The sequence below is a fragment of the Pseudomonas sp. Arb-4-2C genome, from assembly GCF_055755015.1.
In genome coordinates this window covers 929519-952003 of sequence record NZ_CM146899.1, presented here as the reverse complement: position 1 = coordinate 952003, position 22485 = coordinate 929519, and the positions used below count along the sequence as shown (strand labels likewise).

The following is a 22485-nucleotide window of genomic DNA, read 5'->3' as shown; positions in this document are numbered from 1 at the left end:
ATCAGGATTGCCCACATGGTTCATAACGACGTACTGCGCAGCGTGCGCTACATGCTCGACATCAGCGACAAGAAAGTTGTCGAGATCATCAAACTCGGCGGCATGGACGTAGCGCTCGCTGACGTGGTGATCTGGCTCGACAAGAAAGAAGAAGACGAAGAAGGCTTCGTACGCTGCCCGGACGAAGTGATCGCGCACTTCCTCGACGGCCTGGTGGTCTTCAAGCGCGGCAAGGACGAAAGCCGTCCGCCACAACCGATCGAAGTCCCGGTGACCAATAACATCATCCTGAAAAAGCTGCGCGTGGCCTTCGAACTGAAAGAAGACGACATGCACGCCATCCTCAAGGCTGCCGAGTTCCCGGTGTCCAAGCCTGAGCTGAGCGCGCTGTTCCGCAAGGTCGGCCACACCAACTATCGCCCGTGCGGCGACCAGTTGCTGCGCAACTTCCTCAAGGGCCTGACCCTGCGCGTTCGCGGCTGATCACGGTTCCGGCTTCAGACCAGCGCTGCGGCTTTCGCGAGCAGGCTCGCTCCCACAAGGGCTTTGTGTACATCACCAACCCTCTGAGGGAGCGAGCCTGCTCGCGAAGGCCGACTAACAGCCAACCGCACTTCAAGCCCTCCGGGTTATCATCCCCACCCCGCTCCCGCCTCGATTCCAGATCATGACTTACAGCGTCTCCCCCATCGGCTTCGTGCGCTCCTGCTTCAAGGAGAAGTTCGCCATCCCGCGCCAGCCACAACTGGCCCCCGCCGCCCGTGGCGTGCTGGAACTGGTGGCGCCGTTCGATCAGGGTGATGCCGTGCAAGGTCTGGAGCAGGTCAGCCATGTCTGGCTGCTGTTTCTGTTTCATCAGGCGCTGGAAGATAAACCACGGCTGAAAGTGCGGCCACCGCGCCTGGGCGGCAACAAGTCGATGGGCGTGTTCGCCACCCGCGCCACTCACCGCCCCAATGGCATCGGCCAGTCGGTGGTAAAACTGGACAAGGTCGAGGCCAGCCGGCTGTTCATCTCGGGTATCGACTTGCTCGACGGCACGCCGATTCTCGACATCAAACCCTATGTCCCTTACGCCGACATCATCCCTGACGCCACCAACAGCATCGCCAGTGCCGCGCCACAGCTGATTGACGTGCAGTGGACGGACGTCGCGCTGCAACAGGCGCACAGACATGCACAGCGCCTTGGCGAGCCTTTGGTCGAGTTGATCGAGCAGTGCCTGGCGCAGGATCCGCGCCCGGCGTATCAGACGCCGGCACCGGAGCGTGAATACGGCGCGCAGTTCTGGGACCTGGATGTACGCTGGCATTACCCGACGCCCGAGCAGATTCGCGTGCTGGAAGTGATTGCCGCGACGGCGTAAACCCGCAAACGAAAAAGCCCGCGTTGCCTTCTCAGGCAACGCGGGCTTTTTAATGCAATACAAATCAATGTGGGAGCGGGCCTGCTCACGAAAGCGGTCTGTCATTCACATGTGTATTGAATGACACAATGCCTTCGCGAGCGGCTCGCTCCCACAGGTATTTCGTTTTACTTCTCGACGAACGCACGCTCGATCAGGTAATCACCCGGTTCGCGCATACGCGCCGAGATCTTCAGGCCGAAGCTGTCGAGCACTTCGCTGGTCTCGTCGAGCATGCTCGGGCTGCCGCAGATCATCGCGCGGTCGTCCTGCGGGTTGATCGGTGGCAGACCGATGTCGCTGAACAGCTTGCCGCTGCGCATCAGGTCGGTCAGACGGCCCTGGTTCTCGAACGGCTCACGGGTCACGGTCGGGTAGTAGATCAGCTTGTCACGCAGCGCTTCGCCGAAGAACTCGTTCTGCGGCAGGTGCTCGGTGATGAATTCGCGGTAGGCGACTTCGTTGACGTAACGCACACCGTGGACCAGGATCACTTTTTCAAAGCGCTCGTAGGTTTCCGGGTCCTGGATCACGCTCATGAACGGCGCCAGACCGGTGCCGGTGCTCAGCAGGTACAGATGCTTGCCCGGGTTCAGGTCGTCCAGCACCAGGGTGCCGGTAGGTTTCTTCGAGATGATGATCTCGTCGCCTTCCTTCAGGTGCTGCAGTTGCGAGGTCAGCGGACCGTCCTGCACCTTGATGCTGAAGAACTCGAGATGCTCTTCCCAGTTCGGGCTGGCAATCGAGTAAGCGCGCATAAGCGGGCGGCCGTTGGGCTGCTGCAGGCCGATCATCACGAACTGACCGTTCTCGAAGCGCAGGCCCGGATCGCGGGTGCACTTGAAGCTGAACAGAGTGTCGTTCCAGTGGTGAACACTGAGGACACGCTCGTGGTTCATGTTGCTCATGTACGTGGGACTCCTGGATATTGGGTCTGCGCTCGCCTTGACGGCCGAGAGTGCGCAATTGCATCGCATTCTAATAGCGACGACAATATCTGTTAACTGGATTATTAAGATAAGGGTTATCGGTTATATCGATATGCGATTTACTCTTCGTCAACTGCAAGTCTTCGTCGCCGTCGCCCAGCAGGAAAGCGTATCCCGTGCTGCGGGTCTGCTCAACCTCTCGCAATCGGCGGCCAGCACCTCAATCACCGAACTGGAGCGCCAGTCCAGCTGCCAGCTGTTCGACCGTGCCGGCAAGCGCCTGAGCCTTAATGCTCTCGGCAAGCAACTGTTGCCGCAAGCGGTGGCCCTGCTCGATCAGTCCAAGGAAATCGAAGACCTGCTCAATGGCAAATCCGGTTTCGGCTCGCTGTCGGTGGGCGCCACTCTGACCATCGGCAATTACCTGGCGACCCTGTTGATCGGCGGTTTCATGCAGCGCCACCCGGAAAGTCAGGTGAAACTGCACGTACAGAACACGGCCAATATCGTGCACCAGGTCGCCCACTACGAAATTGATCTGGGTCTGATCGAAGGCGATTGCAGCCATCCGGACATCGAAGTGCAGAGCTGGGTCGAGGATGAGCTGGTGGTGTTCTGTGCGCCCCAACATCCGCTGGCCAAACGCGGCAGTGCGACCATGGAAGAGTTGACCCACGAGGCATGGATTCTGCGTGAGCAAGGCTCTGGCACGCGGCTGACCTTCGATCAGGCCATGCGGCACCATCGCAGTGCACTGAATATCCGTCTGGAACTGGAACACACCGAAGCGATCAAGCGCGCGGTGGAGTCGGGACTGGGGATTGGCTGCATTTCGCGGCTGGCACTGCGCGATGCGTTTCGGCGTGGCAGCCTGGTGGCGGTGGAAACGCCGGACCTGGATCTGTCCCGGCAGTTCTACTTCATCTGGCACAAGCAGAAATACCAGACCTCGGCCATGCGTGAATTCCTCGATCTGTGCCGCGCTTTCACCGCCGGGGTACAGCGCAGCGACGAGATCGTGTTGCCGAGTATCGCTTAAAGCAGAATCACCGCCCACACCAGGGCGATCATGCTCAGGGCCACGAATTGCGCGGCGCTGCCCATGTCCTTGGCGTTCTTGGACAGTGGGTGCAGTTCCAGGGAGATGCGGTCGATCGCGGCTTCTACTGCCGAGTTCAGCAACTCGACGATCAGCGCCAACAGGCAGACTGCAATGAGCACGGCTCGTTCGACGCGACTGACATTGAGGAAGAACGTCAGCGGAATCAGCACCACATTAAGCAGCACCAGTTGGCGGAACGCGGCTTCGCCGGTAAAGGCTGCGCGCAGGCCGTCCAGCGAGTAACCGGACGCGTTGAGGATGCGTTTCAGGCCGGTCTGGCCCTTGAAAGGTGACATAAAGTAAAAACCAACCAAAAAGGAGTGGGAAAGCTAGATCAACAAAAGTCAAAAAAGCGTGAAGACGCCAGCCATTATTGGCTCGGAATTGACTCAAGTTGTTGCAGGAGTAATGCCGCTTGTGTCCGGGTACGCACATTCAGCTTTCGAAAGATCGCCGTGACGTGGGCCTTGATGGTCGCCTCGGACACGCTCAGCTCATAGGCAATCTGCTTGTTCAGCAAGCCCTCACAGACCATGGTCAATACGCGGAACTGTTGGGGGGTAAGGCTGGCCAGGCCATCACTGGCGGCTTTGGCCTCGTCGGAGACACTGACAGCTTCGAACGCCTGCGGTGGCCAGAACACATCGCCATCGAGCACTTTGCGCACCGCGTCCTGAATCACGCTCAGGTCACTGGACTTGGGAATGAAGCCACTGGCGCCGAACTCCCGGGACTTGACCATGACCGAGGCTTCTTCCTGGGCCGAGACCATCACCACCGGGATCTGCGGGTACTGCCCGCGCAGCATGACCAACCCGGAAAACCCGAAAGCGCCTGGCATGTTCAAGTCCAGCAGAACCAGATCCCAGTCAGCCTTTTCGGTCAGGCGCGCTTCCAGTTCGGCGATGCTCGCCACCTCCACCAGTCGTACATCCGGGCCAAGGCCCAGCGTCACCGCTTGATGCAGTGCGCTACGAAATAGAGGGTGATCATCGGCAATCAGGATGTCGTATGTGGCCATTTTTCAAATGATCCTGTTTTTGATGGCAGACCCGACGCATTCAGGCCTCACCAAAGCAACTCAAGATACCGCCACACAGCGGTATCCACAGGGGCACGTTCAACGCCAATCACTTGCAAACACGGCGTTTCAAACCTTGGCCGCGCCCTAATCGGCGCCAAGCATGCCCAGCGAAGCCGGGGTGGTCAAGCAACACGGCCGCCGCAGTGTGAAGTATGGGCCACTATGGGGCCAACACCGCTTGCGGCTTTCGTATATAAGGCAACAACTCGGCGTGGGCCGGGGTCGACTCGTTGAGGTCCAGCTGTTGTTTGGCGCCCAGATAATGCTGGCTGAACACATCGAAATAAGCGTCCAGTGCCGAAGCGGCATCGCTGTCCCCCGCCAGCTCCAGGCACAACGCTGCGACTTCGGCGGTGCACAGGTGCTCGCTGCGGGTAGAACGGCGCAGGCGATAGCGCGAGAGTTTGTCAGGCAACAGGCTGAGAATCGGCAAGCGGTCGAAATACGGACTCTTGCGGAAGATTTTGCGCGCCTCGGTCCAGGTCGCATCCAGCAGGATGAACAACGGACGCTTGCTGCTATCGGCAGCGACCGTGTTGGTCACCCGTGACGGCTCGACGTATTCACCGGGAAACACCAGATATGGCTGCCATTGCGGGTCGTTGAGCAGCGCCAGCATCTGCGGATCAGGTTCGGTGCGCGACCAGATGAACGCGTGGTTGTCGCGCACCACATCGGCAATCAGCCAGCCGGTGTTGCTTGGTTTGAACACTTCCTTGCCGGTCATGATCAGGCACACGCCCGAACGGGTTTCGACCGTCGGTCGCCAGGCGCACAGACAATGACTGATGATCACCCGGCAATCCCGGCAACGCTCGGAACGAAAACCACGGGCCTGAATCGGCTTGATACCCTCGTCCTCGCGCTGGTCGCGCAAGCGGGCTACGGCGTTGGGGGCATGATGGATCACGGGCAACGCCCCACAGCAGGGAAACTCGACACGCACAGCACTCGGCAAGGCAATAAAGGCCGGCAGTTTAACAGAGCAGCGAGCGCAAACCTGTACCCTCCCGACCGGCTCCCCTATAATCCGGCGCCACTGAACGCACAGCCACGGGGCTGGTCGAACCACCAGTCACTGAATCAGGAGAGTTTCATGCTGCGCCTTATCGTTCCTACCGCGGCCATCGCACTGGCTTTGTCCTTCAGCGCTCAAGCGGCGTCCCTGAAAGAGCAGAATCTGAACAAAGAACTGCGCAACATCGCCGAACAAAGCAGCGTCGGCACACCACGGGCGATCAACGAAGACATTCTCGATCAGGGCTACACCGTTGAGGGCGTTACCCTGATCAACCACCTGAGCGTGCAGGCAAGTCACGCCGAAAAGATGCGCGCTGATCCAAAGGCCGTGTATTTCCAGCTGGGTGCTTCGGTGTGCAGTAACCCGTCGTACCGCAAGCTGATGGCCAAGGGCGCGATCATGCGTTACGACTTCAGTGAATACAAAACCAACAAGGCCATCGGCTCGGCCAGCTATCAGGATTCCGATTGCCCGAAAGCGGCTCCGGCGAAGAAGAAGTAATCATCCGGTGTTGGCGCGCCGCTGTTCATCTTCGGCGCGCAATTCGGCCACCAGGGCCTGCAAGTAGCGAGAGCGTCGCTCTCCCCCTGCCAACCGACGGCAGCACTCCTCTTCGAGACTCACTTGATTGGTCTCGGCTGACGCTTTCAGCATCCGATACAGCTGCGTATCGATCTCCAGAACCACTCTGGCCATCTATCCCGCCTCCTTGCCACCCACGAATCCTTGAAAAGCGCGCACCTTGCGTACGGTTGCTGACTTAAAGCTGTCGTACGGTGCCTGTAAGTTAGTAAATCAGAGCGATTGCTCTACGGCGTACGTTCGGACGAGCGGTGAGCTTCCTTTGCCAATCGACAAGCAACGGTTGCCAGAAAAGACTTCGTGGCGTAATGATCAACTCAGCGCAATGGCTCGCGAGGGTCTAGATTAAAAGTATTCCCGATCACCTGTTCACGGCAGAAAAAGGAGCTGCCGAGTGAGTTATTTGCAGCGCGGCACTGACGCCGCACGTCAGGGCCACAAGCTCTGTGCAGAAGGAGACTTTGAATGCCTTACCAACCGAATGACCTGCTCAGCCGTCATTTTCAGGAAAGCGGCCCCGACCTCATCAGCAAGGTCGAAGAACAACTCAACCAGGTTTCCCCCAACAGCCCGAACCTGCCGATTTATCGCGACATGATCCTGACCGTGCTGCGCATGGCCCAGGAAGATCACAACCGCTGGAACGCCAAGATCACCCTGCAGGCCCTGCGCGAATTGGAGCAGGCGTTCCGGGTGCTGGAACAATTCAAGGGACGACGCAAAGTCACCGTGTTCGGCTCGGCGCGCACGCCGGTCGAACATCCGCTGTATGCAATGGCCCGGGAACTCGGCGCAGCCCTGACACGCTCGGACATGATGGTCATCACCGGAGCCGGTGGCGGGATCATGGCCGCCGCACACGAAGGCGCCGGTCGCGATCACAGCCTCGGGTTCAATATCACCCTGCCCTTCGAGCAACATGCCAACCCGACCGTGGACGGCACCAGCAACCTGCTGCCGTTCCATTTCTTCTTCACCCGCAAACTGTTCTTCGTCAAGGAGGCCGATGCACTCGTGCTCTGCCCTGGCGGGTTCGGAACCCTGGACGAGGCGCTGGAGGTGCTGACACTGATCCAGACCGGAAAAAGCCCATTGGTGCCGGTGGTGTTGCTGGACACGCCCGGCGGAACGTTCTGGCAAGGCGCACTGGACTTCATTCGCCAGCAACTCGAAGACAATCGCTACATCCTGCCCACCGACCTGAAGCTGATGCGGCTGGTCTACAGCGTCGATGAGGCGGTGGAACAGATCAATCAGTTCTACAGCAACTTCCACTCCAGTCGTTGGCTCAAGCGTCAGTTCGTGATCCGCATGCATCACAAGCTCAGCGATCAGGCGCTGGAGCATATGCAGGAGGCTTTCGCCGATCTATGCCTCAGCGACCAGTTCCATCAGCACGCCTACAGTGGCGAGGAGCACGACGAAGCGCAGTACAGCCATCTGGTGCGGTTGGCCTTCGCGTTCAATGCCCGGGATCATGGCCGACTCAGGGAGCTGGTGGATTACATCAACCTCCCGGAAAACTGGGCACACACCAAACCACAGACGGCACAACGTGCACGTGAGCCCTCGAAGGTCATTTGAAGGCAAAAAAAAACGGCCCGCTATTTTCATAGCCGGCCGTTTTTGTTGAAGCGTCTTAATCGTCCATCTCTTTGCCGCTGAACAAGCGGTTGATCATCTCCATCGAGAAGCCCCGATACGCGAGGAATCGGCCTTGCCTGGCCCGCTCCTTGGCATCAATGGGCAACTGCCCGGAGAATTTTCGCTGCCACGTATCCCGAAGCTGTCCCTGCCAATCGATACCGCTTTCGCGCAAGGCGAGTTCAATGTCGGCGCGCTGCAGACCGCGCTGGCCGAGCTCTTCACGAATCCGCAAAGGGCCGTAGCCGGAACGGGCACGGTAGGAGACAAAGCTTTCAAGGTAACGGGCTTCGGAAAGCAGCCCTTCTTCCGTCAAACGGTCGAGGGCTGTTTCGATCATCTGCGCCTCAGCGCCGCGCTGACGCAGTTTGCGCGTCAGTTCGACTCGACCATGCTCGCGTCGAGCGAGCAGGTCCATGGCGGTTCGCCGCACCGCGACGAGGGTATCGAGTACGGCGGTGGTCATCGCTGTTATCAGATATCAGCGTCAGCCAGGTCATCTTCGGTCTCTTTGACCGCAGAAGCCTTGGAGTCGGCGATCACTGCTGGCGACAGCAGTTTGTCACGCAGTTGCTTCTCAAGCTTGGCAGCGACTTCCGGATTGTCTGCCAGAAACTTGGCCGAGTTGGCCTTGCCCTGACCGATCTTGGTGCCTTCATAGGCATACCAGGCGCCGGATTTCTCGACGAAACCGTGCAGCACACCCAGGTCGATCATCTCGCCATTAAGGTAGATGCCTTTGCCGTAAAGGATCTGGAACTCGGCCTGACGGAACGGCGAAGCCACCTTGTTCTTCACGACCTTGACGCGGGTTTCGCTGCCAACCACTTCGTCGCCTTCCTTCACCGCGCCGGTACGGCGGATGTCGAGACGGACCGAAGCGTAGAACTTCAGCGCGTTACCACCGGTGGTGGTTTCCGGGCTGCCGAACATCACGCCGATCTTCATGCGGATCTGGTTGATGAAGATCACCAGGCAGTTGGCATTCTTGATGTTACCGGTGATTTTACGCAGCGCCTGGGACATCAGACGGGCTTGCAGGCCCACGTGCATGTCACCCATTTCGCCTTCGATTTCAGCCTTCGGTACCAGGGCGGCCACGGAGTCGACGATGATCACGTCTACGGCGTTGGAGCGCACCAGCATGTCGGTGATTTCCAGTGCCTGCTCGCCGGTGTCCGGCTGGGAAACCAGCAGGTCGTCGACATTGACGCCCAGTTTGCCGGCGTACTCAGGGTCGAGGGCGTGTTCGGCGTCGACGAATGCGCAGGTCGCGCCGGCTTTCTGAGCCTGAGCGATCACGGACAGCGTCAGTGTGGTTTTACCGGAAGATTCAGGACCGTAGATTTCAACGATACGACCTTTTGGCAGACCGCCAATGCCGAGTGCGATGTCCAGACCCAGAGAGCCAGTGGAAATGGCCGGGATCGCCTGACGGTCCTGATCGCCCATACGCATTACGGCACCCTTGCCGAATTGACGTTCGATCTGACCCAGGGCCGCAGCCAAGGCTTTCTTCTTGTTGTCGTCCATTAAAGTCCTCACGTAATCAATAAGGCCTGACGGCCAACACCTGTATAAGTAGCCAGTATTATTCCACAGCGTTCGCGGATCGCCTACCCCTGATTTTCGATTTCTCGTGCCGCTAGTCGCAACAGCCCCTCTAGCGCGGCCTTCACCGTTTGTCGGCGGACTTCGTCGCGACCGCCGGGGAAGTGCTGGACCTCGCTGGAAACCACATCGCCCACACCCCAGGCCAGCCACACGGTGCCCACCGGTTTGTTCGGTGTACCGCCGTCAGGCCCGGCCACGCCGCTGACCGCCACGGCAAACCGCGCCAGGCTGTTCTTCTGCGCGCCACGCACCATCGACTCGACCACCTCGCGACTGACCGCCCCCACTGTGCCGAACAGTTCGGCGGGGACATTCAGTTGCTGGGTTTTCTGGCGGTTGGAGTAGGTCACGTAACCGGCTTCGAACCAGGCCGAACTCCCCGGAATCCGCGTGATCGCTTCAGCAATCCCGCCACCGGTGCAGGATTCGGCGGTGGTGACGTGGGCATTGAGCAATTGCAGACGTCGGCCAAGGTCGGCGGCCAGTTGGGTGATCTCTTTCACGGTGTGCTCCGGATCGGGTGGAAGACCTTCACCGTACACGACCCGGTTGCGCTTTCAATACACAGACTCATTCAAAATGTTCGGGCGCCTGCGCTCGGACATAGGCCTGACACGCCTGCAGGGCGATCAGTCCACGGTCGCCGGTGTCGGTGATGGCGATAATTCGTTGAGCATGCGCCGGGTCAAGTCGGGCGCGTACGGTTGCATGATCCACGCCGCCGGGGCCGGTGGTGGCTGGCACCCCGCAGCCTTGGGCAGCGTCGCCTGCGTCGATGAGGACTGACAGGCGCAGATCAGCAGTGGCAAGACGATCGCGCAGGCGATCCTGATCACGTTGGGCATCGCTCATGGCTCGATAGTGGGTTTGTTCACTGGCCGCGAGGCGTTGCTCAAGGGCCAGACGCTTGTCCTGCTCGGCCTGCTGCGCGGTGGCGGCGGCCGAGGTCAGTTGATTGAGGGTGTCGGCCTGCAGTCGCGCCTGCTCGGCCAGTTGACGGCCATAGCGCCAGTCCTGAAACTGCCAGGCCAGCGCGGCGGCTACCGCAGCCAGCAACAAAACGCCGATCAGGCGCCAGGAGATGGACATAGCACCGCCCTCGCCCGCGCCCAGATGTCGAGGCGATCCTGCAGGCCATTCAACCCGCCGTTGATTCGGCGGGTGATGCTGTTGAACTGGTCGCGATCAGCCAGTTCGTTCAAGCCGTTCAGCTCCCAGAACCATGCGGCGGACTCCGCCGCCCATTGCGGCTGCTCAAGTAATTCGGGCAGGGACAGCAAACGTTCATCGCCGAACAGGCCGAGGCTGCATTGACGATAGTTGCTGCGACCGGTGATCTGGATCAGCCCGCGACCACGGTACTTCTGGCCGTCGCCGTCCGCCTCGGGCGTGTTGCCCAATCGAAGCGCCAGCGTGCCGGTGTCGTATTTGCTCAGGTATTGGTTGTTGCCCAGCTCGCGCACGTATTGCAACTGGCCCGACTCGTGGCCGATTTGCGCGAGAAACGCAGCGACACGTTTGGGCGTGTCGATGCGATGGCTGGCCATGGCGCTGTTGAGCGCAGAAACAAAAACGCCCGCTTGGCTGCGGGCGTTGGGCATGATGGTTTTAAGGTTGTCTTCAGTTACTTGCATAATGCGTAATCCTCCCTGGATGTTGCGATTGAATCATGGTTGGCGGACAACGCCCCCCAGCCATTTTTTTGCCAGAGTTGTCAGGGTGCTGTCAGGGACCTTTTCCTCAGTTGATACGAATACCCAGCCGAGGGTACCGAAGTTGGCTGTCCAATCGATTTGCGGTGTCGGGGTAATGTCGGTGATATCGACCCAGAGCAGGTCCGGGTGAAACATCTCGGCCATATTGCCTTCGGTGGAGAACAACTCGACCACCGTGTTATTGACGATGCGTGCGTAGGTTTTCATCAGGCGTACTCGTAGACGATCACTGCACCGGGTGCACCGGCTGAGCCTGACCGTCCGGGTTGGTTTGGAGCATTGGCGACTCCGCCGCCACCAGAACCGTATCCGGATCCGATGCTGGCAGGGCCACCAAAGCTGTTCCCTGTTCCCCCCGCCCCTAAAGGCGAACTGGCGCCATGTCCGGCGAGCGTAGGCCCGGCTATCGAGATCCCGGGGGAACCGGAAGTACCAGCAAAATTGACGATATTTCCTCCAGAAGCGACAACACCTGGTGAACCGCCTGCGTAAAGGCCATTACCGTTCGGTGCAACCAGCTCGATCCACCGCGATCCCCCGCCTCCCGGAGCCGTCACGACGGCGCCAAACGAGCTCGTTCCACCGGTTCCTCCAGCGCTCGCTGGAGCGCCTGCCGCCCCTGCGGCACCGACGGTGACAACTTGGCTGCTGCCAAGCGTCTTCGCATCCAGCCATGCCTGCGCATAACTCCCGGAAGAGCCGCCACCACAAACGCCATATTGAGTGCCGCTGGTTGCGCCAACGCCTGCGCTGCCACCACCACCGCCCACCACCTTGACCAGCACATTTTTCATCCCGACCGTTGGCACATAGGTTCCAGATGCGGTAAATGTTTTCACCTCAAGCAGCCGGCCACTCGCAGCATTGCCGCCGCTCGCATACACCAGCACCCAACTGTCCAGTGCGGCGCTGTACACCACCGAACACACGCTGCCACCAACAATCTCGGCAGGCCGCAACGCACTCAGTCCCAGACTCAAAAGCGGCTTGGGTAACAACCCGTTCGGTGCAAAGGTACTGGCTCCGTTATTGGCGTTACCGGCAGTAAAGCGCAATGCCAATCCATCCTTTAGCGTTGAGATGGCAGGCACATAGTTGGCCATGTAAAGATTGGCTGCGCCGATATCTGCGGCATGTTTATCTTCACCTGCCTGACTGAGTTTTTTAACGGCTCGTAGAAGTTGAGTTGTATCGTCTTCACTCGGTTCGAAACCAGCGGACCTGACGACATTCAACAGTTCATCGGTAACGCTGTTGCCCCAAGTTGCCGGGATCAACGATCCCGGCAACCCAGCAACAACATCTTCATTGACGAACTTGCCATTCACCAGCCCGACGCTGGGAACACTTTTTGGGTAATCCATTTCAACATCCTTGAAGGCTTAGAGCGCAGCAGCCAACCACTGCGGCGCTACCGGCCGATGCTCGCTGAGCGGAAAGAAGGAGCCTTGCGGCCAGTCACGCAACTCACGGCGATAGGTTTGCAATTGCGCGTATTGCTCGGTAGTCAGCGTGGTACCGCCGCCGTCCTCCAGCTCATCGCGGTCACGGGCCACCAGACCATCAGTGGCTGCCAGTTGCGCCGTGCGCCAGAAGCGCTCGGCATCAGCGGCCTCAGCCGGCGAGGGTGGCGGTGGATCGACCAGAATCGGGTAGCCGTTATCGGCACTCACGCCAATCATTTTTGGAGTGACCGCCAATTGCTGCAGCAGCGAGATCCAATAGCCCTGAGGAATTTCAATAACGTCGTCGGGAATATCCGTCGAGTTGATACCCGGCACATACGCGCTCCGAGTGCTGGCGCTGAACAAAACATTGAACGGGTTCATTCAATACCCCTTTGCAAAATAGTTCACAGACCAACCTGCGTTCACTTGAGCGGCAGCATTGCGAATTCTCAGCGTGCAGCCCTGCTGGTTGTATGCGATCACAGCAACCATCGCCGCATCGCCTCCCGAATGGGTTGCCACCAGCGAGAAATAGCCCCTTGGAAACGGGATCGGAAATGTCACGTACACATTGCCCTCGGCATTCGATATTCCCGAGCCCCACTGATCGATATTGCCGCTGGCGTGTTTCTGATATCCGGGGTTGCTCACCAGTCCGGAAAACAGCGCGGCATATTTCAGACTGGCCGTGCCATGAACCGTCCAGATGCCGTTATCTTTGACAACGTTGGCACTCTCGCCGCTGTTCATCACAATCGAGGTCAAATAGGCGCCTTGCGGGCTGATTTGTGTGCCACTCATGCAAGCGACGGTGATCACGGCATTACTGCGACAGTGAAAGCCGATCGTTGCGCCGTTAGGGACCTTGGTGATATCCGGCAAGGTTACGGTGTACGCCGAGTTCCCCCCCAGACCAATCACCCAGCCCACATCCGCTGCCGTCAGTTGCGTCGCGGCAGACACACCACGCGCCCCGGCATAATTGCCCAGTGCGCGCTGGACAAACTCAGACGTTGCCGCCGACCGGCTGGCATCGAATGGTGCAGCCGTCTGGAACAATTGGTTGCTGCGCAGAGCGCCGAGCAGTTGAGTATTCGACGCCTCACTTGGCGTCAGCCCTCCGGCCCGCACCACCTCAAGGATTTCCTGGGTAACACCGTTACCCCAACTGGCAGGGATCAAAGAGCCCGGCGAGCCTTTGATCGGGTCTTCATCAACAAACTTTCCGTTCACCAGACCAGCGCTGGGAACACTATTGGGATAATCCATTACTTTTCTCCTGCTCTGAAAGCGAGCCATGACGGGGTCGAGGGTCGGGAAACTGTCGAAGGAAAATGACTTGATTCAGGCCAGTCGCGCAGCGCCTGACGGTACTCCAGCAGTTCCAGATACTGCGCAGCCTTGAGCGTCGTCCCGCGTCCCAGTTCCTGCTCATCGCGATGCCGTGTCACCCACCATTCGGTGGCCGCCAGGCTGGACTGGCGCCAAGTGCGCGCGGCCGCCAGAGGCTCTTGTTCCGCGACAACGGTTTCAGGGGTAACGGCCGGACTTTCCATGGCTGGCAACGGCGCAATCTCTTGGCGCAGTTCACCGATGGGCGCGCCGATTTCGATCTGCATGTCGCCCGGCACCTGCACCATCGTCTCGACGAAAGCGGGAGCAAACAGTTGGGTGATCGCGTAGTCGCCGGTGTCGATCACCTCGACCGCGACACCGTTTTCCACTCGTGCATAACGGGCCATTACTCGTACTCCCAGATTTCACAGAAAGCATCACCGCCAGCACCGCTGACGACTGACGCCGAAGCGTTGACCGAGCATGAGCCGCTGCCACCCGAGCCACGGATGCCGGCGTTGCCGGCCGTGTTGGATCCGGTAAAGGATGCCCCGCCGTCGAAGGGGCTCGGAGCCCCGCAACCTGAGAGCAATCCCCAATTGGCGTTGCTCATCCCGAACCCACCCGTGATACCGCGGGCGCTGCACAAATTGCCGCCGGTAATCGCTCCGCCTACGCCACCCTGGATAAAACCGGACGAAGTACCGGTGACCACGATCGCCAGTTTCTGCCCGCCACCGCCTCCCGAAACACTCATGTAGGCGCCAAACGAAGCACCACCACCCGCCAGGCCCGTGGTGTTGCTGACGGCACCACCGGCGCCCAGCGAAACCGGCACGCCGGCGAGCATTTGTGCAGTGACGTCATACAGGCTTTCTGCGTAAGCACCTGAACCGCCACCGCCGCCAAGGATTTGATTACCTGCCGCCACCGGCCCACAGCCACCACCGGAACCACCCGCCCCCACCAGCCGCACGCGAATCCGTTTGGCCCTGGGATTAGGCTTGTAAACCGTGATCCCGACCGTCTCGATCTGCCGCACCGCCAGCAATCGGCCCACCGCATCGGTGATGCCGTAGCCGGCCAAGGTAGTCGGGGTGTTTTTCAGTTTGCTGAAGTCGACCAGCGCACCGATGGCCGTTGCCAACTGATCCGTCCTGGCCTCATCAGGCGTCAGCCCGGCAGCCTTGATCGCGTTGAGAATTTCCTGCGTGACGCTGTTGCCCCACGCGGCGGGGATCAACGATCCCGGGGAACCGGCGAGCGGGTTTTCATCGACGAAACCGCCGTTGACCAGGCCGACGCCGGGAATACTTTTTGGATAATCCACGTCATAACCTTCTACAGTTTTTACAGACAGCCGAACGCCGACAGCACGACGCCGTCTGTAACGTTTCAGTGAAATTGCGAGTTATAGCGCTGGCGTAACAACGCTTTGGGCAGGCGCAGCCGGCCATTCGATGATCGCTGGGTAGCCCGGTTGCAGTTCGATCCGCGCAAGGTTCAATGCGTAACGCTTCCAGGCTTGCAATGCGCTCAGTTGTTCACTGGTCGCCTCGCCCAACTCGTAAGCGTATTGCAGCGGCGCGACACGAATCACCACGGTGCGCAGGTGATTATCGCGCGCGACATCCGCCTCGGCAGCCTGGCCCGCACGTTCGGCTTCGACATCCAGCACCCAATCATCATCCTTCCAGAAGCAGTAGTTGGGGCGAGGCTTGACGGTCAGGTCATCAGGCAGCGTGCCGAACTCGTTCCAATGGAAAGGCAAGCCGTTGTCTTTGCGATACACCAGGCCACGCATATCGAGCAGCTGTACCGCCTGTCCATCGCGCCACACCCACGCATGACCGGCCTCGACGGGCAGCGACTGTTCAGGGAGTTCGATTGCGTTGCTCGGTATTTGAGCGCCTATCCCGGGAATGACCATAGGCTCGAACGGCCCCGCAATTTCCTGGGTCATTTCATCTACATAGTAATAAGGCATTGTTCGCTTCCTTTTGATGGTGAAGGCGACCGGGAAACCGGCATCAGATGAGTTTCATGCGGGCGGGATAGGCAACGTTTCGCGGACGCGTCATGCCCCAGTAGCCACTGACCAGATTGTCGGCAAACGCCGCACTCGACCAATAGGCAAGACCGGCAAACGAGGTCGGATCGACGCCGACCGTCGCCAGATCGCCAATCCCCTGAACCGCTGGGGCACTGCCGTTATCCCCGGTGATGTTGGTGCCGGTCTGCCAGGAGCCGGCGACCCGCCCGGTGTCGATGTTGCGTTGCTCATCGAGCACCCGGATAAATTCGCCACGGACCTCCGGGCCTCGGAATGTCTTGATCCCGTCACCGCTGCTCCAGCCGCCAGCGCGAGCAGCCTCTGCGCGCAACATGCCGGACTGAACAGCGTGGTCCCAGAGCCAGGGCCATTCGGCGCGCAACATTTCTCTGCCATCCAGCGCGCCATAGCCACCGGGATTCGAGGCCGTCGAGGTTTCAAAGACGATCCTGCCCAAAGGCGTTGCATCGAACCGACCGACCGGCCACCAGTTGCCTGTGCCGTCGCTGCGCAGGTGCCACCAGTCCCCTGCCCCTATCAGCGCCAGGAACGGATAACCGTTGGCCGACAAGTGCGTGTGAAACCTGATCCGGTCATTGCCCGAAGCCTGCACGACCAGCCGCTTGCTACTGTTATCGACGCGGCGAACGATGAAGTCGCGAATGCCGGACAACGTACTGACCGCCGGCAGATTGATCGTGGTATCCGCTGCACTGGCGCTGATCAGCACCAGCCCGGCTTCCTCCGGCGCCAGCACCTTTGAAGTCGACACTTCAGTGACCCGCGATGACATCGGACTGGCCAGGCTCAGGAGTTTTTGCAAGGCTGAGAGCAACTGAGTGTTGGTCCCTTCAGCCGGGGTTATTCCGGCCGCCTTGATCACGGACAACAGCTCTTCGGTCACGCTGTTGCCCCACACCGCCGGAATCAACGAGCCCGGCGTACCCGCCACCGGGTTCTCATCGACGAAGCGGCCATCGACCAGACCGACGCTGGGGACGCTTTTTGGATAATCCATAGGTCTTTCGTTCCTCTGAAATAACAAATGAACCGCGTCGTCAGGCTCACTACTGAGAGCCCGATCGCGGTATGTTTTCTGAAAATAAAAAGCCCACATTGAAGTGGGCCTGGGTGATGCGGAGCAAAGATTCGCGATCTAGAGGTTTTGGCTGCCGAGCACTTCGCGAATCGCCGCCAACGCTTCATCCCCGGCACTGCGCGCCAGATCGAGATTGCCTTTGGCGGCGTGCGCGCGGATCTGGTACTTGGCCTTCAGGCGCAAGGTGCGCAGGGTCAGCAGATGGTCGGTGAGCTGATCGGCCTTGCTCAGGATCTGCTCGGCAGCCTGCTTGGCCGTACGACCTTTGACCACCCACGCTGCGACTGACAACGGCACTTCCTTTTTCGGGTAACCGGCGTCCTGATAAGCCTGCGCGTCGGCAGCGGCCTGCGCATACTCCATGGCTTTGAGCGGGTCGCCGGCCAAAGCGGCGCGTGCACTGTCAGCCGCCGCGTCGACTTTGGAACACAGCTGCTCGGCTTCCTGCAGTTCCAGTTCAGCGACTCTGGAGGCATTCAGCTGCCATTTTTCTCCATCCCAATCATGGGCACTGGACGGCTGGGCCGGACGCAAGCCTTCCTCGAACTGATGCAGCTCTTGAATGATGATCATCGGATCAACTCCCAGGAAAAATTCACGTTCACCGCCGCAGCGAAGTTGACCGCGATGCCATTGGCATAATCGGCCGGACCGACACTTTTGAGCCCCATGCTGAACAGCAATTCGTCACTGGCGGCAGTGCCTGCGCCCCAAGTGTGTTCGGCCTGATAGGCCTGCCACAGCGAGCGCAATTCGTTGTGATCGAAGCTGGCGGTCAATGTCGACACCGTTGTATCGCTGACCACGTTGCTGGAAAAAATCAGCGCCGCGCCACCCGGCGTTGCCCAGCCATCCCAGTTGTTGGACGTACCGACCGTCGGGTTCAGGTAGCAGTAGTTACCCCCCAACCATCCGGTCGGTGCAAAGTTCACGCTGGTAATCCCGGTCGGATGCGGCGTCGGGTTACCCACCACCAGCCGCGCCGCACGGGCATGCGGATCAAGTGGCAGATAAACCACACCATTGCCATTGACCGTTTGCGTCCACGACAACCGGCTGCGGTTGTAGATGGCTCTGACAGTGGGTATCGAACCCGGCCCCGCCGTGACGACCCACGCCAGGCAAAGGTCCAGTGGCGTCGACTGGAAGCCGCCACCCGCCGCACCATTGACCGTGCCCTTCAATCCTTCCGGGGTCGCGTCATAGACCGTGCCGCGCTGCATGTAAAAAGTCAGCACGCCACCGATGACTTGCGCCCGCAAAAAGTAACCGGAACTTGGTAGCAGATCGGGGCTGCTCCAGACCTGGGTGGTGAACGTACGCGCACGCCCCAACTGCCCGGCCACCACCTCCTGTCCAAGACTGATCAGCACACCCGCCGGTATCGATACCCGCCCGCCACCCGTGGAAACCGCTGCCGGAGTGATCGCCAGGCGACCGTCCGGCGTCGCCACCGTCGCGGTCGGCAAAGAGCTGATCGGCAACGCCGAATCCAGATTCCAGCCCTTGGCCGAAACGCTCTGAATCGCCTGCAGCAACTGATCGTATTTCTTCTCGTCCGGCGTCAGCCCCCCGGCATTGATCACGTTGATGATTTCCTGCGTAACACCGTTGCCCCAATCTGCCGGAATCAGCGATCCGGGCGTGCCGGTCATAGGGTTTTCATCGACAAACTTCCCATTCACCAGACCGGCGCTGGGCACACTGTTCGGATAATCCATCCCGTCATTCCTCCCTAGTCATAGTTGATGTGCACCTTGGTATGCGCCGGCGCACTGCGGTGGATCAGGCACTCAAGTGCCGAGCCCGGATTCACGCCAAAGCGCTCACCCCAATAACTCGCACCGTAGCGCCGACCGAGCAGCAGTCGGCCGCCGGTGTTGAGCGTCCACATGAACTGCGCTTCCCAGGTGCCCCAGTGCGCCGCGCCGAAGCGCGAGCGGCCCATGCGCGGGGCTTCGTGCTCGGTGATCGTGGCGTTGGGGTAGCCCTGGCTTTTGGCGATGTCGAGGTAGTAGCCGATCGCCTGGCTACCGACCGCCAGCAAGCGCCGGCGCACGGCGAGGCGGCGATCGTCGAACAGCGGTGTAGCGCCCAGACACGGGTCGGGCAGCTCCATCACCCGTTCCCAGTCCGGCACCAGTTCGCTGACGCCCGCCGGGTCCATCTCGTTGAGCAGGTCGGCGGCACGGGCGTCGAGGCGTGCCAGTTCGACAGCAACGCCTTGCAGCACTTCCTCAAGTTCCGGGACGCGCTCCGGATCCCACGCCGGGCCGCTGGGCAGCAGCGCGCGCAACTGCGCCTGGTATTGCGCGGCGGTTCTTATGCCCCCCATACGCAACCTCCGAAGGTGAGCAGTTCGCTTTGCCCGGCAGGCACGTCAGCGGCCGGCGCGGTCAGCGTGTGGTCGTACTCACCGCCGGCGCTGCTGATGGCTTCGCGGATATGGCTGATCAGCAACGGCACGCCCAGATCGGCCTCGCGGTTGTGCAGGTCGCGCAGTTGCGCTTCAACCGCAGCGCGCACGGCGCTGGTGTCCGGATTGACGCTCTTGAAGCGATACACCACCGGCACTTGAATCGGTCGCTGCACATGCACTTCCGCCGTCACCGGGCGCAACGGTTCGATGTAGTCCTGAACTTCCGCCAGTTGCTCATCGTTGGGCACCGGTTGCGGGTCTTCGTCACGCATGATGAACACCGTCACCGTGCCCGGCCCGAGCAGGCCGCCTCGGCACCAGGCGCGCGTCACGCCCGGCACTTCCAGCGCCCAGGTCTCGTAGTCGCTGGACGAACCGCCGTGCGGGATCACGCGATAGGAACGGATCACCCGCGAGCGCAGCGACTCCAGGCTTTCCCGCGCCACGCCGCCGCTGAGGCCCGGCGCCAGCACCACAAAACTGTTGCCGACCACACCGGTAATCGGCTGCACCGGGGTCAGCGCCAGACCGGCGTCGGCATTACCCAGGCTGCCGGCATCCAGCGCGGCGAGGGTGGTGGTGTTGCTGCCATTGACGGTGGTGCGCGCGGCGGTGACTTTGTAGGTGCGGCCATCGCTCGCTTGCAGCAGCGTATCGACGTCGAGCACCGCACCGGCGGTGGCGGTAAAACTGACGCTGCCGGTGGCGACTTGCGCCGGTTTGCGTGGCTGGTTCAGGCGCAGGGCGGCGATGCGTTCCAGGGTCGACTCGTCGGCCTTGTCCGGCAGAATCTGCTCGGCAATCCAGTCGAGATAACCGTACAGGCCATAAGCGGCGCCACCGAGGGTGCGGGCCAGCACTTGCGCATCGGACTGGCGCAGCGAATCGCCGGCCAGGTCGCTTTGGGTGCGCTTGATCAGCACCGGCAGCGAAGGGGTTTCAAACGGCATAGTTCACCTGCCAACTGTTATCGGGGTTGATGTCCAGACGTTCGCCGTCAGCCAGGGTCAGGACCGTGCGCAGGTTCAGACGCTGGGCGTCGAGGCGTTCGCTGATGATGTCGATGGCGCTGCAGTGGCCGTCGTCGATCAGCCATTGCAGGGCTTCGCGGGCGTAGAACTCGGCGTCCATCTGGGTCTGTCGGGTCAGCTTGACCCGGCGCAGCAGCCACAGCCGCGAGCCGATGCGGTCGTCGGCAACGGTGGGAAAAGTGTCGCCCCACCAGCCGAAGCGCTCCTCGTCGTCGAGAGCGTCGTCATCGGCGGCGCGTCGCCAGGTAAACAGGCTGATGAGCACGGCGCGGGTCAGTGCGGCGTGGAGGTTCTGGCTGATGAACATCATTTGCCTCCTGCCGGCGCACCGGTCTGGCCGCTGCCGGCCTGCACGCCGACATGCACGTGTTTGATCTGACTGATGCCACCGGCGAGCTGATCGCCGGTGGAGACGATCTTGCCGGTCTGGTTGATCACCGGCGTGTCGAAGTTCACCGCGGTACTGGCGCGGATGTTCAGCGTGGCGGTTTCGATGTCGATGATCCGCCCGCGCTTGAAGTGAATTTTGTCGCCCTCGTCGGTGTAGATCGCCACTTCACCGGCGGCCAGCGACTGCAAGCGATAACGACGGTCGGCGACCACCAGGGCGATGGCGTGGGAACGATCGCCACCGAGAAAAGTGACGATGCCCTCGGCGCCGGCCAGCGGGTTGCTGGTGAAACCGTAGGGTTCGAAATGCTCCATGTCGTCGTTCACTTCGCCGGCGGTGAGGCGCATTTGCAGCGATTGCAGCTTGGAAGCCGAGTTGGCGAGCACGACAGTGCCGCGCGCCAGCAGGCGTGTCAGTAGGCTCATGGGGTGTCCTCAAGGAGCAGACCCGACACCGACAAAATGTGGGAGCGGGCTTGCTCGCGAAAGCGGTGGGTCAGTCAATGAGGTGTTGGAGCTGCCGACGCTTTCGCGAGCAAGCCCGCGCCTACAGGGGTTCGGTGTCAGGCTCAGGTTTTTTTCGGGGGTGTGGGATCAGGATCGAAGGTATGCGGCGGCGCCACTTGCAGCGTGGTTACCGAGCCTTGTGCCGATAGCGAATAAGTGACCTTGGAGATCAGCATGTCGCCATCAAACCCAAGCACCGGATCCGTGACCTTGACCAGCGTGTTGTGCCGCCACAGGTCGCCGTTGGCCTGGCGCCAGCCCTGCACCTGATACGTGGTGGTCTGCGCCCGCCCCATACGGGTGGCGCTCTCCCACTGGGCGCGTTGCTGGGCCAGTTCGAACGTCAGCGCGGTGCCCTCGTTGATGATGGTGGTGCGTCGACGCTTGAAGCTGAGGTCGGTCGCGCTGGATTCAACCTCGCTGACCGCCGCCCCGCTCTTTTTGTCCGAACCTTTCTGCTGGCCGATCACCCGGTATTCGGAGAACACCTGGCTCTGATCCATGGCGGCGTTGGCCGACAGGATATTCTTGCCCAGCTCCAGCGCATCGCTGGCCCGGCCACCGCTGCCAGGCTTGGCCAGCACCAGCCGGCCCTGCGCGTCATCGGTGGAAAACACCCGGAACAGCGAGAGCAACCGGTCGATCGACTGGAACACCGTTTCGCCGGGCACAATGGTGTGCTTGGCGAGCCGCGCAGTCTCGGGAATTTCATTGACCACCATCAACGAGTATTCCATGGCCAGCGCCTGAACGATGCTCAGCAACGGTTGCTCCTGCCATTGATTGGGCCGGTTGGTGGCCGCGCAATCGACCAGGTCCTGGGTCTTGGAACTGCCTTCGATACTCAGGCTGATCTGGCGTCCGTCGTAGCTGATCGGGGCCTTGAACACGTAGCCGGTGAGCACCAGGTCCTGGCCGATTTTCACTTCACAGGGGTCACCCGGCTTGATCCGCTGGTCCACCGTCTGCCCCGGCCACTGCCAGGTGATATCCAGTTTGAAAGTGCGGAACTGGCGCTCCAGATCAGCCGTGATTTCCACGCTTTTCCAGCCACCGTATTCCATGTTGTTGACGGTCAACGTGACGCGGTTATCCATCTCGCTCATG

30 protein-coding genes are annotated in these 22485 nt (G+C 60.6%); 5 read left to right on the top strand and 25 right to left on the bottom strand.

What is annotated here, in order from left to right:
• Positions 1–15: 15 nt before the first annotated feature.
• Positions 16–483, top strand: coding sequence for a YehS family protein (locus AC0J41_RS04255; protein WP_025110812.1), 468 nt, complete (start codon positions 16–18; stop codon positions 481–483).
• 184 nt (positions 484–667) lie between these two features.
• Positions 668–1366: a tRNA (N6-threonylcarbamoyladenosine(37)-N6)-methyltransferase TrmO gene (tsaA, locus tag AC0J41_RS04250; protein WP_473014648.1), complete on the top strand. Its 699-nt coding sequence runs from the start codon at positions 668–670 to the stop codon at positions 1364–1366.
• A 167-nt stretch (positions 1367–1533) separates the two neighbouring features.
• Here the strand turns inward: tsaA and fpr are convergent, their stop codons facing one another.
• Positions 1534–2313: a ferredoxin-NADP reductase gene (gene fpr, locus AC0J41_RS04245; protein WP_007908723.1), complete on the bottom strand. Its 780-nt coding sequence runs from the start codon at positions 2311–2313 to the stop codon at positions 1534–1536.
• Between the two features lie 133 nt (positions 2314–2446).
• On the opposite strand from fpr, the gene AC0J41_RS04240 reads away from it, so the two are divergent.
• Positions 2447–3373, top strand: a complete 927-nt coding sequence (locus AC0J41_RS04240) for a LysR family transcriptional regulator (RefSeq protein WP_025110814.1) — start codon at positions 2447–2449, stop codon at positions 3371–3373.
• On the opposite strand, the gene AC0J41_RS04235 is transcribed toward AC0J41_RS04240, so the two are convergent.
• From AC0J41_RS04235 to AC0J41_RS04225, 3 genes are all read right to left on the bottom strand, one after another.
• Positions 3370–3732: a diacylglycerol kinase gene (locus AC0J41_RS04235; protein ID WP_025110815.1), complete on the bottom strand. Its 363-nt coding sequence runs from the start codon at positions 3730–3732 to the stop codon at positions 3370–3372. The two genes, AC0J41_RS04240 and AC0J41_RS04235, sit on opposite strands and share 4 nt — an antisense overlap.
• Before the next feature lie 74 nt (positions 3733–3806).
• Positions 3807–4457 carry a response regulator transcription factor ErdR gene (gene erdR / locus AC0J41_RS04230; RefSeq protein ID WP_025110816.1) on the bottom strand — a complete coding sequence of 217 codons (651 nt, stop codon included), beginning with the start codon at positions 4455–4457 and terminating at the stop codon, positions 3807–3809.
• Positions 4458–4680: 223 nt separating this feature from the next.
• Positions 4681–5427 carry a tRNA-uridine aminocarboxypropyltransferase gene (locus AC0J41_RS04225; protein WP_473015971.1) on the bottom strand — a complete coding sequence of 249 codons (747 nt, stop codon included), beginning with the start codon at positions 5425–5427 and terminating at the stop codon, positions 4681–4683.
• A 189-nt stretch (positions 5428–5616) separates the two neighbouring features.
• On the opposite strand from AC0J41_RS04225, the gene AC0J41_RS04220 reads away from it, so the two are divergent.
• On the top strand, positions 5617–6042 hold the full coding sequence (locus AC0J41_RS04220) for a PA3611 family quorum-sensing-regulated virulence factor (protein ID WP_025110818.1): 426 nt from the start codon (positions 5617–5619) through the stop codon (positions 6040–6042).
• Here the strand turns inward: AC0J41_RS04220 and AC0J41_RS04215 are convergent, their stop codons facing one another.
• Positions 6043–6237, bottom strand: a complete 195-nt coding sequence (locus AC0J41_RS04215; protein WP_007964369.1) for a hypothetical protein — start codon at positions 6235–6237, stop codon at positions 6043–6045. It lies immediately after the preceding gene.
• Positions 6238–6588: 351 nt separating this feature from the next.
• Here AC0J41_RS04215 and AC0J41_RS04210 point away from each other — a divergent pair, with 351 nt between their 5' ends.
• Positions 6589–7707 (top strand): LOG family protein, encoded by a 1119-nt coding sequence (locus tag AC0J41_RS04210; protein ID WP_473014646.1) that lies wholly within the window; start codon positions 6589–6591, stop codon positions 7705–7707.
• A 55-nt stretch (positions 7708–7762) separates the two neighbouring features.
• Here AC0J41_RS04210 and recX read toward each other — a convergent pair whose 3' ends face one another.
• The 20 genes from recX to AC0J41_RS04110 all read right to left on the bottom strand — a co-directional run bounded on the left by recX (position 7763) and on the right by AC0J41_RS04110 (position 22484).
• Positions 7763–8233, bottom strand: a complete 471-nt coding sequence (gene recX / locus AC0J41_RS04205; protein ID WP_473014645.1) for a recombination regulator RecX — start codon at positions 8231–8233, stop codon at positions 7763–7765.
• An 8-nt stretch (positions 8234–8241) separates the two neighbouring features.
• On the bottom strand, positions 8242–9300 hold the full coding sequence (gene recA, locus AC0J41_RS04200; protein WP_003222269.1) for a recombinase RecA: 1059 nt from the start codon (positions 9298–9300) through the stop codon (positions 8242–8244).
• 83 nt (positions 9301–9383) lie between these two features.
• On the bottom strand, positions 9384–9884 hold the full coding sequence (locus AC0J41_RS04195; RefSeq protein ID WP_025110822.1) for a CinA family protein: 501 nt from the start codon (positions 9882–9884) through the stop codon (positions 9384–9386).
• A 67-nt stretch (positions 9885–9951) separates the two neighbouring features.
• A complete protein-coding gene (locus tag AC0J41_RS04190; protein WP_473014644.1) occupies positions 9952–10470 on the bottom strand; it encodes a lysis system i-spanin subunit Rz in 519 nt (172 codons plus the stop codon).
• Positions 10449–11015 (bottom strand): glycoside hydrolase family 19 protein, encoded by a 567-nt coding sequence (locus AC0J41_RS04185; protein WP_473014643.1) that lies wholly within the window; start codon positions 11013–11015, stop codon positions 10449–10451. Before AC0J41_RS04185 ends, AC0J41_RS04190 begins: the two co-directional genes overlap by 22 nt.
• Positions 11016–11048: 33 nt before the next feature.
• Positions 11049–11303 (bottom strand): hypothetical protein, encoded by a 255-nt coding sequence (locus tag AC0J41_RS04180; RefSeq protein WP_025110825.1) that lies wholly within the window; start codon positions 11301–11303, stop codon positions 11049–11051.
• Positions 11303–12460 (bottom strand): glycine-rich domain-containing protein, encoded by a 1158-nt coding sequence (locus AC0J41_RS04175; RefSeq protein WP_473014642.1) that lies wholly within the window; start codon positions 12458–12460, stop codon positions 11303–11305. Before AC0J41_RS04175 ends, AC0J41_RS04180 begins: the two co-directional genes overlap by 1 nt.
• 18 nt (positions 12461–12478) lie before the next feature.
• Positions 12479–12925 carry a tail fiber assembly protein gene (locus tag AC0J41_RS04170; RefSeq protein WP_025110827.1) on the bottom strand — a complete coding sequence of 149 codons (447 nt, stop codon included), beginning with the start codon at positions 12923–12925 and terminating at the stop codon, positions 12479–12481.
• Positions 12926–13813, bottom strand: coding sequence for a gp53-like domain-containing protein (locus AC0J41_RS04165; protein WP_473014641.1), 888 nt, complete (start codon positions 13811–13813; stop codon positions 12926–12928). It abuts the gene before it with no gap.
• The gene (locus AC0J41_RS04160) at positions 13813–14286 is read right to left on the bottom strand and encodes a phage tail assembly chaperone (RefSeq protein WP_473014640.1); all 474 of its coding nucleotides are present in this window, start codon (positions 14284–14286) and stop codon (positions 13813–13815) included. The genes AC0J41_RS04165 and AC0J41_RS04160 overlap by 1 nt, the downstream gene beginning before the upstream one ends.
• On the bottom strand, positions 14286–15209 hold the full coding sequence (locus AC0J41_RS04155; protein ID WP_473014638.1) for a glycine-rich domain-containing protein: 924 nt from the start codon (positions 15207–15209) through the stop codon (positions 14286–14288). The genes AC0J41_RS04160 and AC0J41_RS04155 overlap by 1 nt, the downstream gene beginning before the upstream one ends.
• Positions 15210–15290: 81 nt before the next feature.
• Positions 15291–15866, bottom strand: a complete 576-nt coding sequence (locus AC0J41_RS04150) for a tail fiber assembly protein (protein WP_473014637.1) — start codon at positions 15864–15866, stop codon at positions 15291–15293.
• 43 nt (positions 15867–15909) lie between these two features.
• Positions 15910–16950: a phage tail protein gene (locus AC0J41_RS04145; protein WP_473014635.1), complete on the bottom strand. Its 1041-nt coding sequence runs from the start codon at positions 16948–16950 to the stop codon at positions 15910–15912.
• Between the two features lie 138 nt (positions 16951–17088).
• Positions 17089–17604 (bottom strand): hypothetical protein, encoded by a 516-nt coding sequence (locus AC0J41_RS04140; RefSeq protein WP_025110833.1) that lies wholly within the window; start codon positions 17602–17604, stop codon positions 17089–17091.
• Entirely contained in the window at positions 17601–18752 is a 1152-nt protein-coding gene (locus AC0J41_RS04135; protein WP_025110834.1) for a hypothetical protein, read from the bottom strand. The genes AC0J41_RS04140 and AC0J41_RS04135 overlap by 4 nt, the downstream gene beginning before the upstream one ends.
• Positions 18753–18766: 14 nt before the next feature.
• On the bottom strand, positions 18767–19366 hold the full coding sequence (locus tag AC0J41_RS04130) for a YmfQ family protein (RefSeq protein ID WP_025110835.1): 600 nt from the start codon (positions 19364–19366) through the stop codon (positions 18767–18769).
• Positions 19354–20400: a baseplate J/gp47 family protein gene (locus AC0J41_RS04125; protein WP_025110836.1), complete on the bottom strand. Its 1047-nt coding sequence runs from the start codon at positions 20398–20400 to the stop codon at positions 19354–19356. The genes AC0J41_RS04130 and AC0J41_RS04125 overlap by 13 nt, the downstream gene beginning before the upstream one ends.
• Positions 20390–20788: a phage GP46 family protein gene (locus AC0J41_RS04120; protein WP_473014634.1), complete on the bottom strand. Its 399-nt coding sequence runs from the start codon at positions 20786–20788 to the stop codon at positions 20390–20392. The genes AC0J41_RS04125 and AC0J41_RS04120 overlap by 11 nt, the downstream gene beginning before the upstream one ends.
• Complete coding sequence (locus tag AC0J41_RS04115) at positions 20788–21297, bottom strand: phage baseplate assembly protein V (protein ID WP_025110838.1); 510 nt, start codon at positions 21295–21297, stop codon at positions 20788–20790. The genes AC0J41_RS04120 and AC0J41_RS04115 overlap by 1 nt, the downstream gene beginning before the upstream one ends.
• Positions 21298–21440: 143 nt before the next feature.
• Positions 21441–22484 carry a phage baseplate assembly protein gene (locus AC0J41_RS04110; RefSeq protein ID WP_025110839.1) on the bottom strand — a complete coding sequence of 348 codons (1044 nt, stop codon included), beginning with the start codon at positions 22482–22484 and terminating at the stop codon, positions 21441–21443.
• Position 22485: the final 1 nt, after the last annotated feature.

Excerpts from the sequence above, each read along its gene's own strand:
- AC0J41_RS04120 (WP_473014634.1), bottom strand. The coding sequence starts at position 20,788 with ATGTTCATCAGCCAGAACCTCCACGCCGCACTGACCCGCGCCGTGCTC.
- fpr (WP_007908723.1), bottom strand. The coding sequence starts at position 2,313 with ATGAGCAACATGAACCACGAGCGTGTCCTCAGTGTTCACCACTGGAAC.
- AC0J41_RS04140 (WP_025110833.1), bottom strand. The coding sequence starts at position 17,604 with ATGATCATCATTCAAGAGCTGCATCAGTTCGAGGAAGGCTTGCGTCCG.
- AC0J41_RS04235 (WP_025110815.1), bottom strand. The coding sequence starts at position 3,732 with ATGTCACCTTTCAAGGGCCAGACCGGCCTGAAACGCATCCTCAACGCG.
- AC0J41_RS04255 (WP_025110812.1), top strand. The coding sequence starts at position 16 with ATGGTTCATAACGACGTACTGCGCAGCGTGCGCTACATGCTCGACATC.
- AC0J41_RS04170 (WP_025110827.1), bottom strand. The coding sequence starts at position 12,925 with ATGAACCCGTTCAATGTTTTGTTCAGCGCCAGCACTCGGAGCGCGTAT.
- AC0J41_RS04125 (WP_025110836.1), bottom strand. The coding sequence starts at position 20,400 with ATGCCGTTTGAAACCCCTTCGCTGCCGGTGCTGATCAAGCGCACCCAA.
- AC0J41_RS04160 (WP_473014640.1), bottom strand. The coding sequence starts at position 14,286 with ATGGCCCGTTATGCACGAGTGGAAAACGGTGTCGCGGTCGAGGTGATC.
- AC0J41_RS04110 (WP_025110839.1), bottom strand. The coding sequence starts at position 22,484 with ATGAGCGAGATGGATAACCGCGTCACGTTGACCGTCAACAACATGGAA.
- AC0J41_RS04135 (WP_025110834.1), bottom strand. The coding sequence starts at position 18,752 with ATGGATTATCCGAACAGTGTGCCCAGCGCCGGTCTGGTGAATGGGAAG.
- erdR (WP_025110816.1), bottom strand. The coding sequence starts at position 4,457 with ATGGCCACATACGACATCCTGATTGCCGATGATCACCCTCTATTTCGT.
- AC0J41_RS04165 (WP_473014641.1), bottom strand. The coding sequence starts at position 13,813 with ATGGATTATCCCAATAGTGTTCCCAGCGCTGGTCTGGTGAACGGAAAG.
- AC0J41_RS04175 (WP_473014642.1), bottom strand. The coding sequence starts at position 12,460 with ATGGATTACCCAAAAAGTGTTCCCAGCGTCGGGCTGGTGAATGGCAAG.
- tsaA (WP_473014648.1), top strand. The coding sequence starts at position 668 with ATGACTTACAGCGTCTCCCCCATCGGCTTCGTGCGCTCCTGCTTCAAG.
- AC0J41_RS04190 (WP_473014644.1), bottom strand. The coding sequence starts at position 10,470 with ATGTCCATCTCCTGGCGCCTGATCGGCGTTTTGTTGCTGGCTGCGGTA.
- recA (WP_003222269.1), bottom strand. The coding sequence starts at position 9,300 with ATGGACGACAACAAGAAGAAAGCCTTGGCTGCGGCCCTGGGTCAGATC.
- AC0J41_RS04130 (WP_025110835.1), bottom strand. The coding sequence starts at position 19,366 with ATGGGGGGCATAAGAACCGCCGCGCAATACCAGGCGCAGTTGCGCGCG.
- AC0J41_RS04220 (WP_025110818.1), top strand. The coding sequence starts at position 5,617 with ATGCTGCGCCTTATCGTTCCTACCGCGGCCATCGCACTGGCTTTGTCC.
- AC0J41_RS04180 (WP_025110825.1), bottom strand. The coding sequence starts at position 11,303 with ATGAAAACCTACGCACGCATCGTCAATAACACGGTGGTCGAGTTGTTC.
- AC0J41_RS04215 (WP_007964369.1), bottom strand. The coding sequence starts at position 6,237 with ATGGCCAGAGTGGTTCTGGAGATCGATACGCAGCTGTATCGGATGCTG.
- AC0J41_RS04150 (WP_473014637.1), bottom strand. The coding sequence starts at position 15,866 with ATGCCTTATTACTATGTAGATGAAATGACCCAGGAAATTGCGGGGCCG.
- AC0J41_RS04115 (WP_025110838.1), bottom strand. The coding sequence starts at position 21,297 with ATGAGCCTACTGACACGCCTGCTGGCGCGCGGCACTGTCGTGCTCGCC.
- AC0J41_RS04145 (WP_473014635.1), bottom strand. The coding sequence starts at position 16,950 with ATGGATTATCCAAAAAGCGTCCCCAGCGTCGGTCTGGTCGATGGCCGC.
- AC0J41_RS04185 (WP_473014643.1), bottom strand. The coding sequence starts at position 11,015 with ATGCAAGTAACTGAAGACAACCTTAAAACCATCATGCCCAACGCCCGC.
- AC0J41_RS04210 (WP_473014646.1), top strand. The coding sequence starts at position 6,589 with ATGCCTTACCAACCGAATGACCTGCTCAGCCGTCATTTTCAGGAAAGC.
- recX (WP_473014645.1), bottom strand. The coding sequence starts at position 8,233 with ATGACCACCGCCGTACTCGATACCCTCGTCGCGGTGCGGCGAACCGCC.
- AC0J41_RS04240 (WP_025110814.1), top strand. The coding sequence starts at position 2,447 with ATGCGATTTACTCTTCGTCAACTGCAAGTCTTCGTCGCCGTCGCCCAG.